Raw genomic sequence first — 11,415 nt, forward strand, 5'->3', positions numbered from 1 at the left:
TGGTGCTGACACCGACGGTAGCGAAGAATGTTTGCGCTAACAAGCACAGGAGATCCGCCGCCGTCCGCGAAAGGTCGAGTCGTCATGCGCACCAGTTGGGGCGCGTGCCCGGCACGTCGGCGAGGACGTCGCCCGTCGTGAGATCGACCACCGCGGAGTCACGCCCGAGCCACTCCGCCCGCGTGGGGTACTGGTCGATCTGCGCGTCGGAGCTCACGAGGCCCACCGCCGCGTATCGACCGCTCGGCGACACGCAGACCTCTTCGATGCGCTCTCCGGCACCGGAGCGGAGGATCTCGGTCCCGCCGTCCGCGGAGGTACGGCGTACCACATCGGTCGCCGTCCACCGCACGGACGACGAGTCCGAGAGGAACACGGAGCCCGTCGACGCGTCCTCGGTCGCGGCGCCCACGATGTCGGCGAGCGAGCCGTTCGTCAGGTCCAGGATCGCGGGACCCGTGGCGCCCTGGACGACGAGCGATGTCGACGCGGGGAGCACTCCGCGCAGCGCGCCCACCTCGCCGAGCGGGCGCGGAGGTGCGGAGCCGGTGGCATCCACCAGCACGAGCGACCCGACCGGCGTCTGCGCCACGAGGTACGCGCTGCCGGGGATGAAGAACCACAGGTCGGCCTGGAGCGGCTGACCGCCGATGTCGACCGCGGCGCGAGCGCCTGCCCCGGGATCGGCGGGATCGATGAGGAAGAGCGTGCTGGTGTACTGCTGCTGATCGTCGCCCGTTCCCGTGAACACGAACCCGGCGCGGCCGGCGTCGCCCGATGCCCGCAGCAGGCCCACGGTCCCCTGCCCGGGCAGGGGCAGCGGGACCGGGTCTGTTCCCGGGCCGGCACGGGTCAGACTCGCGCGACCGTCCTGGTCGAGCACCGCGGCGACCACGCCCGCTCCGTCGTCGGAGTACTCCTGGATGCGGGGTGCCGAGAAGAGGACCTCGTCGGTGTCGGACGACAGGTCGTGTCGCACGATCCGATCATCGTCGCCTCCCGACCTGTCGAAGCCGCCCCCGCGCTCCAGAGTGGTGAGGGTCAGGGGCGGTGTGGTGAAGTCGAACGCCGCGTCGGCGGTCACACCGGTCGCGCGTCCGCGCAGAGCAGGAATGCTCACGCGATAGTCCCGGGCGTGGTCGACCGTGTCGGTGAAACGCAGACGGATCGTCGATCCGGCGACCTCGACCTGGAACGGCGCCGCAGGGTCGACCCGCACCCCCTCCGCCGAGCTCGGGTCGAGGGGCTGGTCGGCGCGGAACACCAGGGTCACCCCCGCCTGCTCCACCGCGAGCGCGATGTCTCCGTCCACCCCGCGGATGCGCGGACCACGCTCGAGCGCGCCCGCGGCGAGCGCCGAACTGAGTGCGGCGAGACAGACGACGACGGCGATGGCGGCCACTGCCCAGCGGCGCGACGAGCGCGGTCGTGCGGCAGCCCCCTCACGAGAGGTACGGATCATCGGGCTCCTCCACGGCATCCACGGTGACGGGATCGAGGTGGGTCGCGCCGTCGTCGTCGGTGAACGTCCCGCTCAGGTGCACCCAGTCGCCCGAACGCAGGTCGGTCGGAAGGTCGGCGGCGACGACGGGAACCGCGAACAGTTGGGCGTCGACGGTGCAGCAGGTGACGGCGTAGCGCCCGACGCGGACGGCGCCGTCATCGTCGATGAGCAGGGAACCCCGTCACCTCGGCCTGCTGACCGACGAGGTCGGCAGCTGTGGCGCCACTGCCCAGAATGCTCGCCCAGTCCCTGATCGAGAAGCGGGTGGGGTCGTTGCCGATGAGCGAGGGTCGCGACACGTCTCCCCCGTCGACGGCGCTCTCGATCAAGAGTGCCCGTTCCGCACTCAGGGTCGTCGGCGGCGCGACCAGGAGAGCCAGCCCCGAGACGATGACGAGCGCACCCGTCGTGGCGATCGACAGGGTGTACCCGCGGCGACGCGGGGCGTGATGCTCGTGGTCGTGCTCGTCGCCGTGGCCGTGGCCGTCATCGCGACGGGTGGCCGTGACCCACACGGCCGCGGCGAAGAGCCCGGCGCCCACGACGCTGAGCACCACGGTGAAGACGACGTAGCGGGGGTGGATGTACAGCGCAAGGTCGCCCGCGGCGGCGAGGACGAAGGTCGCGACGAGGCCGATGCCGCAGAGGACCAGACCCGCCCAGCGGGAGACGGGCGTCAGACAAGCAGATTCACCCCCAGACCGAGGGTCAGGGCGCCCAGAGCGATGACCAGGGTGATCCCCGCGAGCGCGCGCAGACGGAACGTGGTCGAGAGCATCACCATCATCTTCACGTCGATCATGGGGCCGAGCACGAGGAAGGCGACGAGCGCTCCCGGCGAGAACGTCGACGCCAGCGACAGCGCGAAGAACGCGTCGACGTTCGAGCAGATGGCGATCACGAAGGCCAGCATCATGAGGGCCAGGATGCCGAGCACCGGGTGCCCGCCGATCCCCGTGAGCGTGTCGCGCGAGACGGCCACCTGGATGACGCCGGCGACGCCCGCGCCCAGGAACAGCGCCGGGAGCATGGCCGAGACCTCGTCGCGGAACATCACCGCCGCCCGCTGCAGCGTCGCCGGCGGTCGCTGCGACGACGACGCCGAGGCGCACACCGCCGCCCACTGCGGCGTGAGCAGCCGTTCCGGCTCGGGGTGCAGGCTCACCAGCCAGCCGACCAGGTTGGCGATCACGAAGCCGCCGACCATGCGCGACACCAGGATGCCGTCGTTCCAGCCGAACGCCTGGTAGGTCGTGATGAGGGTCACCGGGTTCAGGATCGGGGCCGCGAGCAGGAACGTGACGGAATCGGCCACCGAGAACCCGCGCATCATCAATCCCCGAGCCAGTGGCACGTTGCCGCACTCGCACACGGGGAGCACCACGCCCAGCAGCGACAGCACGGCACGTCGGAGCACGCCGGAACGCGGGATGACGGCATCCAGCACGCGCGAGGGGACCCAGAGCTGCACCGCGATCGAGATCGAGATGCCGAGGAAGACGAAGGGCAGCGACTCGATGACGACGCTCGCGGCGAGCGTGATGCCGTCGGAGAGGGCGCTCGGCAGGGAGGCGTCGACGTCGATCGTCACCCACCGCACGACGACGGCGATCGCGACGAGCGACGCCGCGACCACCAGCGCCCGGCGCGCACCGGCACCGATCACCGCGGGTGCGGGCAGCGGCTGCCGCGAGCGCGTCTCAGGCATATGTCGTCCTCTCGGGGACCGCCGCCCACGGCCGGACGAGCGATGACGCGAGCCCGGCCGTGGCGGGTCAGCGGCAGGTGATCGCCGCGTACGTCGCGGTCAGCTTCGTGGCGGCTCCACCCGCGGTCGCTGTGACCGTCACCTCGCCCGCGGGCATCGGGTTCTTGCGCGCCGTCACGGTCGCGCTCGTGCTCTTGCCCGCGGCGAGGGAGGCGATCGTCTTCGAGCCGTGGGCCGAGTCCACCTTCACCGCCACGGGCGCCGTGCCGCCGTTGGCGACGCGCGCGACGACGACGGGCTTGCCGGCGACGCACCGCGTCTCGGCCGTGGCCGTGACCGCCAGGGCGGGAGCGGTGACGACCACGTCTGCCGAGACCGTCAGCGCGGTCGAGCTGAACAGGCGCCGATCGGCGGCGTTGTACGCGGTCGAGCCGTTCGCCCCCACCCACTGGTTGAGATTGGCTCCGATCGTGCGCACCGTTCCGGTGACCGGGTAGGTACCGGGCCGTGCGGTGTCGACGCCGGCCAGGTTCCACGTCACCGGTTGCGCGGCCGTGCCGCGGCCGTAGGCCAACCTCACCTGCGCCTCACGGGGAAGGGCGGCCGAGACCGCCTGCGCGTTCGCGCCCTGGGCCACGGTCGCGTCGCCGAGGTCGCCGGTGACGACCGCCGCGGCATCCGCCTGGCGGATCCCGTCGTACTGCGCGAGGGTCAGCGGCACGATCCCGCCGTGCTTGGTGCTGGGCGCCATCGAGAAGGTGTCCGACACGAGCTGCGTCCAACCGGCATCCAGGTTCTCGGTCTGCATCGGCCGGTAGCCGGTCGAGGGGATGACGTCGACGTACAGGTACCAGTGGTCTTCGCCGTGGCGCTGGAACACCGCCGGGCCTTCGACGCCACCGGCGTTGCCGCCCGCCCACACGGCGCCGATGCGCTCCTGCACGGTCGTCCACGCCGTGGTGGGCTTCCACCAGTCGGTGGCCGTCGTCGACTCCATGTAGATGCCCCGGCCGAAGGCGTTGTCCTTCGTGACGCGGTAGGTCGTGCCGTCGTTCTGGATGACGGTGGTGTCGATGGCGTTGCCGCCGGTGTCGATCATCTTTCCGCCGTAGCGGTAGGTCTGCTGCGTGAAGTCGGTGGTCGCTCCCCACAGCACGCGCGAGGAGGTGGAACCCGTGTGGGCGGCGTTGTCGTACATGGTGGACGACCAGTACAAGACGAACGCACCGCTGCCGTCGGCGTTGTAGCCGGGGACCCACGTGGCCTCGGGCGCCCAGGCCATGCCGAGTTCGGCGGCCTTGGCACCGGCGGGAGAGAGAGCGACGTCGAACTGGCGCAGGTCGCTCCAGGTGACCAGATCTTTCGACTCCCACACGTTCAGCTTCGTGCTCCCCCGCGATTCCCAGTAGCACCAGTCCGTGCAGGAGCCGGTGCCGCGGTCGCCGCCGAACACGCGCAGGTCGGTGGCGATGATGTAGTACGTCTTGGTCTCGGGGTTGTAGGTCAGGTACGGGTCGCGGACGCCGGTGGTGCCCAGCTGCGACGCGAGGATGGGCTTGCCCCCGTTCAGCGGGTCCCACGCCTCGGGGTCGTCGCCGCGCGAGACGTCGAGGTAGATCTTCTCGGCGTAGCCGTTGGCGTCTTCAACGAAGTGCACCATCGCGTAGCCGAAGGCGTCGCCGGCCGAGCGGGCGGGCTCGACGGTGACGGGCACCGAGCGGGTGGCCGCCACGCCGCGCACCGTCGCGGTCGCCGTCAGCGACGTGGTGCGCGCGGCCGCACCCGGCGCGGGCTGCTGCGCGGTGACGGTCGCTCCGTCCGCGGCGACGGTGAGACCGGGGTCGGTCGAGCTCCACGACACGCTGCCGCCCGAGGTGGGCAGGGTCGTGACGCTCTCGTCGACGGTGACGGGGGCGAGAGCGTCGACCACGGCCTGCGCGGCACGCCGGTGCTCGTCGGAGTGGATCGACGCGTCAGCCGTCGACACGCGCGCGACCTCGTCAGCGGTCAGGGCCCGGTCGTAGACGCGGAACGTGGAGATTTCGCCCTTGTACATGGGGTCGGGGTAGGGCGCACGACCGATCGTGTTGAGGGTCTGATCGGTGATGTCGGCGGGAGAGAGGGCGGTGGGGGTGGATGCCACCTGCTCGCCGTCGACGAAGAAGGTGATGCGTCCGGCCGCGCCGTCGATGACCGAGGTGAGGCTGTACCAGCGATCGGCAGAGAGGGCCGAGCCGGAGCGGGCGTTGACCTCGCCACCGCCGCCGTTCGTGGTGATGACGGTGCGGGGGTTGTCGCGCACCGACGCGAAGTACGACCGCGTCGGTGAGTCACTGCCGATGTTCCAGAGGAAGTTCCAGGTGTTCTTCATCGACGCGTCGAGCTTGGTCTCGATGGTCACCGTCGCCGATCGCGCGCCGGCGAGAACGTCGCCCGGCAGTCGCACCCAGCTGGCCGTCGGGCTGGTCTTCTCACCGCCGGTGAAGACGAGCGACGATCCGGTCCACAGCGCATCGGAGCCGTTGACGACGGTGGCGGCGCCCAGCGCGGTCGGCGCGCTGTTGGGCACGCTCGAGCCGGCGGTCTCGTCGAAGACGTATTCCGCGCGCAGGTTCGTCGAGGGGATCGTCGTGTCGGCCACGGCCGGAGCCGTCGCCAGGGGCAGGAGGCCGCCGGTGAAGAGGGCGGCGCCCGTGACGAGGCCGAGCAGGGCACGTCGACGCCGACGGGGAGTCGGTGCGTCGGGCGCGGGGGGCGCGGTCGGGTGCGTGGTCATCACTCCAGCTCCTTTGCCAGGATGATCGGGGCTCCTGGGGCACAGGAACGTTTGGATGTTACCGCTCACTACGAGGTGGGGCAACACCGGCCGATCCGCGGCCCCCAGAAACGGGCTCTCGAACGCCCGCGCCGGCGCACGGCACGTCATCGGTGTTCAAATCGAGACGCAGCGGCTACTGTGAGCGATAACACAACACCTCACGGTCATTCACTTAATGGAGAGTGGACATGCACCTGCCCTTCGCGGCGCGCCCGACGACGCCCCCTGAGTGCCCCGGCCTCTCACCCGCACGCGCGCGCCGGCACCGAACGGCCGCGGTCGCCCTGAGCGCCACCGCCGCCCTCGCGCTGTGCGCGGGGCTGCTCACCCCCGGTGCGGCCAGCGCCTCCGGAGCGGAAGACGCGCTGATCGCCGACTTCACGTTCGACAGCGGCACGACCAGCTTCACGGGCGCGGGCGCCACCGCCACCACGCGCGGCACGGCGCAGCTCGCACCCGGCGTCAGCGGCAACGCGGCTCAGCTGAGCAGCAGCTTCTGGCTCGATGTGGCCAAGACCGACGGCACACCGCTGCTCGCGGGGCTCGACGACGTCACCATCTCGTACGACAGCAAGCCGAGCGCCTCGGGCAACGTCGGCTGGACGGTGTTCGCGGCCCGCAGCGCCGCGACGCAGGCGTTCGCGCAGGAGCACTACCTCGGATACCTCGACCGCACTACCAGCGTCACCGTCGAGCGGTACGACAACTCCGGCTCCCGCAACACCGCGGGCAACCTCGTTTCGACTGTTGCCACCACGGAGTGGAAGCACGTCGACCTCGTGCTGTCGGGCGCAACGGCTCGTCTGTTCGTCGACAAGAAGCTCGTCTCGACGAACACGACCGGACCCGCCCTCTCCCAAATCCTCGGAGCCTCGGGCGGCGTGCTCCAGGTGGGCAAGGCCAACTGGGGCGGCGGCGAGTACTTCGCAGGGCTCCTCGACAACCTCCGCATCTACAACCGCGCCCTGACCCCGTCGGAGCTCGGTGTGGGCGCGGTCGCCAGCGACCCGGCGGCGGCTCTCAGCATCCCGGCGCGCATCACCGGCGACCTCCCCTCCTCCGTCCTCGGAAACGCCGTGACGTGGTCGGCCACCGGCGCCGGCGCCTCGCTCGTCTCGGCCGACGGAAAGGTCACCCGCCCGGCATCCGGTCCCGTCGCGGTCCAGCTGACCGCCACCATCGCCGGCGTCGCGCAGCCCGTCACCGCCGCAGCCCAGATCCTCGATGCCGGTGGCGACATCGCCACGTACGTCAAGACCGTCACGACCACGGGCGGCGTCAAAGACGACCCGCTCGCGTACAACGACGACCGCCGCTCCGACGCGCTGTTCGTCTCGGCCCGCCCCGCGGGCGCGTCGACCTGGGAACCGCTGAACCGCTCGCAGGCCATCCTCTACGCCACCTGGAACGGGGCGCAGAACGCGAACCCGAACGCCCAGGTCGGCTCTCCCACGCTCATCCGCTTCGCCAACGGCTCCCTGGGTGCGGTGGCGGCGCAGAACAACGCGACCGACTCGGTCTTCGTGTGGGACGCCCCCGACGGCGCGACGTTCCGCAACCAGCGCACCGTCAAGATCGCCTCCGACGGGTCGATCGTGAAAGACCCGCGCATCGAGTACGACGCCGCGACGCAGAAGTACACGGCGTTTCTGGACCGACGAGCTCACCGGTGAAGGGCGCGTGGCCCGTCTCGACGGCCTCACCGGTGCCAGCACGCCGACCACGGCGACCAAGGCCGACCTGCGCACGCTCGGTGTGAGCGGAACGGGCCTGCCCGGCTTCGCGACGCAGACGCAGGCGAGCTCGTTCGCGCTGTCCAAGAGCGAGTTCGATGTGTTCTCCAAGAACTACGTCGACCTGCAGAACACCGGTGTGCGCACCCCGGCCGATGTGCGGGTCGACAACGGCAAGAAGGTGGGCGCGTCCACCCTGCCCGCCACCGTCACGCTCGACTACAACGACGGCTCCACCAAGAACCTGCCGGTGGAATGGGATGCCGCCGACCTCGCCGCCATCGACTCGCGCAAGGCCGGCGTGTACGAGGTGTCCGGAACCGTGCAGCAGACGGCCGAAGAGATGGTCAACGATGCGCGGGCCGATCCGCACCTCTTCTTCAACGAGGACGACGGCTACTGGTACCTCACCGGTTCGCACTACTCGATCCCCTCGAACGCACCCGACGACCAGCTCATCGACGCCAACGCCTATCGGAAGATCGGCCTGAAGCGCGCCACCACCATCGCGGGGCTCAAGGACGCCCCCGAGCAGATCGTCATCGACCCCGACGGCGGTACCCCCGGCAAGCAGGCCCAGTACCCCAACACCTTCTACGGCTGGGGCGGATACATCTGGGCGCAGGAGTTCCACAAGATCAACGGGCGGTGGTGGATCGTCGCCGGCATGAACCGCGGCTACGCGCCCACCAACGGCTGGTGCGACAACACCGTGCTCATCCCCTACACGGGCACCGAGGAGTCGCTGCGAAACGGGGGGCTCGTGAACCAGGCGAACTGGGGCGAGCCGACCATCCTCGAGGGCGCCGCCTTCGACGTCTCGTACCTCGAGCGCCAGGAGAACGGTGCCACCCAGGGCTACTGGGTGATGCCGAACGGCGGCCGCGTGCTGGTGGGCAAGGCCAAGATGGGCGCGACCGGCACTGTTCCGCTGCTCGACGGCGGACTGAGCGAGATCTACGCGCTCAGCCAGCCGTGGGAGTACGGCAAGCAGGCCCCGACGCCCTCCGACACGAACGAGGGCGCCGACCAGGGCATCGTCGAAGCGCCCTTCATGGTCGAGCACGGCGACTACATCTACCTCACCTACTCGGGCGGCACGGTCGACAAGTACTACGACCTCGGCATGCTGCGCGCCCCGAAGGGCGCTGACCTGACGAACCGCGCGAGCTGGACGCAGGTGCCCTCCCCCGTGCTCACCACGAACGACACCTTCACCGGCCGCATCGGTGGAGCACCGCAGGCCGGAACCGGCCACAACTCCTTCGCGACCGACCCGGCCGGCAACCTCGTGCTGGCGTACCACGCGCGCCCCTACCCGGAGCCGCACTCGGGCGACGCGGCGGGCGGCCTGTTCGACCCCGACCGCAACAGCTGGTTCAAGGCGGTCAACGTCCGCGCCAACGGCATGCTCGACCTGTCGCTCACCTCGGCACAGGAAGTCGCTCCGGCGAACCGGACGGTGACCGCACGGGTGATCGTCGCAGCTGCCCCTCCCGGCGTGAAGGCCACCGTCGCCACGCGCTGCGTCTCGGGCAAGGTGACGCTCATCACCACGGTGACCAACACCGGCGCCACCGCGGTGTCGGGAACCATCGCCAGCAGCTACGGCTCGAGCGCGTTCACCAACCTGGCCGCGGGTAAGGCCGTCTCCAAGACGCAGTCCACCCGCAGCGCCTCCGTCGACGCGGGCACCGTGACCGCGACCGTGCGGGGCAGCTCCACCCCGGTGACCGCGACCTACCGCGCCACGAGCTGCAAGTGACCGTCGGACTCGCGAGGGCGGCGGGGTCTCGAGCGCGTCCGACAGCCGCATCACCGTCACCGGGCTACACCGCACGCAGCTGCGGCTGACGACGGCGAGAACGAGGGTGCATCCGGCTTCGGCCGGGCGCACCCTCGTTCGTGTACCCGGAGGCGGGATGTCTCCCGGAGGTCGGACGTCTCGGGAAGGGAGGCGACGACCGGGGCAGCCCATGAACGCAGACGTGCCCCGATCCCGGGCAGCCCACCGCTACCGGGGATCGGGGCACGATCCGGATGCCGGGAACCCAGCGACCCGGCACGCGCCCGAGCGAACGGGACGCGCGAGTGCCGCACCGCCCCGGGGCTGAACGCGACCCGGGACGGCGGGGGTCTTACAGGCCCTGGGCCAGGCGGTAGTACGCCTGGTTCCAGCGCAGCTCGCTCTGGAAACCGCGGACCGTGGTGTCCTCGTCGATGACGACGAGCTCGGTCCCCGCGATCTCGGCGAAGTCGCGGAACACCTCGATGCCCACGGCCGTCGTCATGACGGTGTGGTGCGCGGCTCCCGCGGCGAGCCAGCAGGCGGCCGAGGTGGCGAAGTCGGGGGCGGGCTTCCACACCGCGCGGCCCACGGGGAGCTTCGGCAGGTCGGGCGCCTCGACGTTCTCGACGACGTTCGCGGTCAGGCGGAAACGATCGCGCATGTCGCTCATCGCGACGACGAGGGCGGGACCGGGGTCGGCGGTGAAGACCAGGCGCACCGGGTCGTCCTTGCCGCCGATGCCCAGCTCGTGGATCTCGAGGCGCGGCTTCTTCGACGTCAGCGACGGCGAGACCTCGAGCATGTGGGCACCGAGGATGCGCTCCGCGCCGGGCACGAGGTCGTAGGTGTAGTCCTCCATGAGCGAGGCGCCGCCGGGCAGGCCCGCCCCCATGACGTTCGCCACGCGCACGAGGACCGCCGTCTTCCAGTCGCCCTCGGCGCCGAAGCCGTAGCCCTCGGCCATGAGGCGCTGGACGGCGAGACCGGGGAGCTGCTTGAGCGCGCCGAGGTCTTCGAACGAGGTGGTGAAGGCGCCGAAGCCGCCCTCCTCAAGGAAGGAGCGCAGACCCAGCTCGATCGCTGCGCCGTCGCGCAGCGACTGGTGGCGTGCACCGCCGGGGAGGAGCTCGTCGACGACGTCGTAGCTGTCGATGTACTCCTGCACGAGCGCGTCGACATCGGCATCCGATGCCTGCTCGACGGCCGCGACGAGCTCGTTGACGCCCCACGTGTTGACCTGCACGCCGAAACGCAGCTCGGCCTCGGTCTTGTCGCCCTCGGTGACGGCGACGAAGCGCATGTTGTCGCCGAAGCGGGCGAGCTTGAGGGTGCGGGCGGCGGTCCAGCCGGCGGCGGCGCGCTCCCAGTCTTCGATCTGCTGACGCACGGCGGGGTTGGACACGTGGCCGACGACGGTCTTGCGCGAAACGCCCAGGCGCGTCTGGATGTACCCGAACTCGCGGTCGCCGTGGGCGGCCTGGTTGAGGTTCATGAAGTCGAAGTCGATGTCGTTCCACGGCAGCTCGACGTTGGCCTGCGTGTGCAGGTGCAGCAGCGGCTTCTGCAGGGCGTCGAGGCCCGAGATCCACATCTTCGCGGGGCTGAACGTGTGCATCCAGGCGATCACGCCGATGACGTCGTCGCGGCCGTTGACCTCCAGCGCCATGCGGCGGATGCTGTCGGAGTCCTTCAGCACGGGCTTCCAGACGACCTTCACGGGCAGGCCGGAAAGGCCCTCGACGACGGCCTGCGACTGCTCGGCGACCTGCGTGAGGGTCTCTTCGCCGTAGAGGTTCTGGCTGCCGGTGACGAACCAGACCTCGTAGCCGTCGAGGTCGTTCTTGAGGGGTGTGCGAGTCATGC

7 protein-coding genes are annotated in these 11,415 nt (G+C 70.5%); 2 read left to right on the forward strand and 5 right to left on the reverse strand.

The annotated features are described in order from the left end of the window. Positions 1-82: 82 nt before the first annotated feature. From QE412_RS10585 to QE412_RS10600, 4 genes are all read right to left on the reverse strand, one after another. Complete coding sequence (locus QE412_RS10585; RefSeq protein WP_307483263.1) at positions 83-1,462, reverse strand: hypothetical protein; 1,380 nt, start codon at positions 1,460-1,462, stop codon at positions 83-85. 197 nt (positions 1,463-1,659) lie between these two features. Beyond that, positions 1,660-2,184 (reverse strand): DUF1980 domain-containing protein, encoded by a 525-nt coding sequence (locus QE412_RS10590; RefSeq protein WP_307487165.1) that lies wholly within the window; start codon positions 2,182-2,184, stop codon positions 1,660-1,662. Beyond that, positions 2,181-3,212, reverse strand: coding sequence for a permease (locus tag QE412_RS10595; protein ID WP_307483265.1), 1,032 nt, complete (start codon positions 3,210-3,212; stop codon positions 2,181-2,183). Before QE412_RS10595 ends, QE412_RS10590 begins: the two co-directional genes overlap by 4 nt. A 67-nt stretch (positions 3,213-3,279) precedes the next feature. Continuing rightward, positions 3,280-5,988, reverse strand: coding sequence for a LamG-like jellyroll fold domain-containing protein (locus QE412_RS10600; RefSeq protein ID WP_307483268.1), 2,709 nt, complete (start codon positions 5,986-5,988; stop codon positions 3,280-3,282). 230 nt (positions 5,989-6,218) lie between these two features. Between QE412_RS10600 and QE412_RS10605 the strand changes: the two genes are divergently transcribed. Then, positions 6,219-7,703, forward strand: coding sequence for a LamG domain-containing protein (locus QE412_RS10605; protein WP_307483271.1), 1,485 nt, complete (start codon positions 6,219-6,221; stop codon positions 7,701-7,703). A 7-nt stretch (positions 7,704-7,710) separates the two neighbouring features. Next, positions 7,711-9,528, forward strand: coding sequence for a family 43 glycosylhydrolase (locus tag QE412_RS10610; protein ID WP_307483274.1), 1,818 nt, complete (start codon positions 7,711-7,713; stop codon positions 9,526-9,528). Positions 9,529-9,901: 373 nt separating this feature from the next. Here the strand turns inward: QE412_RS10610 and araA are convergent, their stop codons facing one another. Continuing rightward, the gene (araA, locus tag QE412_RS10615; RefSeq protein ID WP_307483277.1) at positions 9,902-11,413 is read right to left on the reverse strand and encodes an L-arabinose isomerase; all 1,512 of its coding nucleotides are present in this window, start codon (positions 11,411-11,413) and stop codon (positions 9,902-9,904) included. Positions 11,414-11,415: the final 2 nt, after the last annotated feature.

Source organism: Microbacterium trichothecenolyticum (assembly GCF_030818955.1).
In the GTDB taxonomy this organism is placed as follows: Bacteria; Actinomycetota; Actinomycetes; order Actinomycetales; family Microbacteriaceae; genus Microbacterium; species Microbacterium trichothecenolyticum_B.

Excerpts from the sequence above, each read along its gene's own strand:
- QE412_RS10585 (WP_307483263.1), bottom strand. The coding sequence starts at position 1,462 with ATGATCCGTACCTCTCGTGAGGGGGCTGCCGCACGACCGCGCTCGTCG.
- QE412_RS10595 (WP_307483265.1), bottom strand. The coding sequence starts at position 3,212 with ATGCCTGAGACGCGCTCGCGGCAGCCGCTGCCCGCACCCGCGGTGATC.
- QE412_RS10600 (WP_307483268.1), bottom strand. The coding sequence starts at position 5,988 with ATGACCACGCACCCGACCGCGCCCCCCGCGCCCGACGCACCGACTCCC.
- QE412_RS10605 (WP_307483271.1), top strand. The coding sequence starts at position 6,219 with ATGCACCTGCCCTTCGCGGCGCGCCCGACGACGCCCCCTGAGTGCCCC.
- araA (WP_307483277.1), bottom strand. The coding sequence starts at position 11,413 with ATGACTCGCACACCCCTCAAGAACGACCTCGACGGCTACGAGGTCTGG.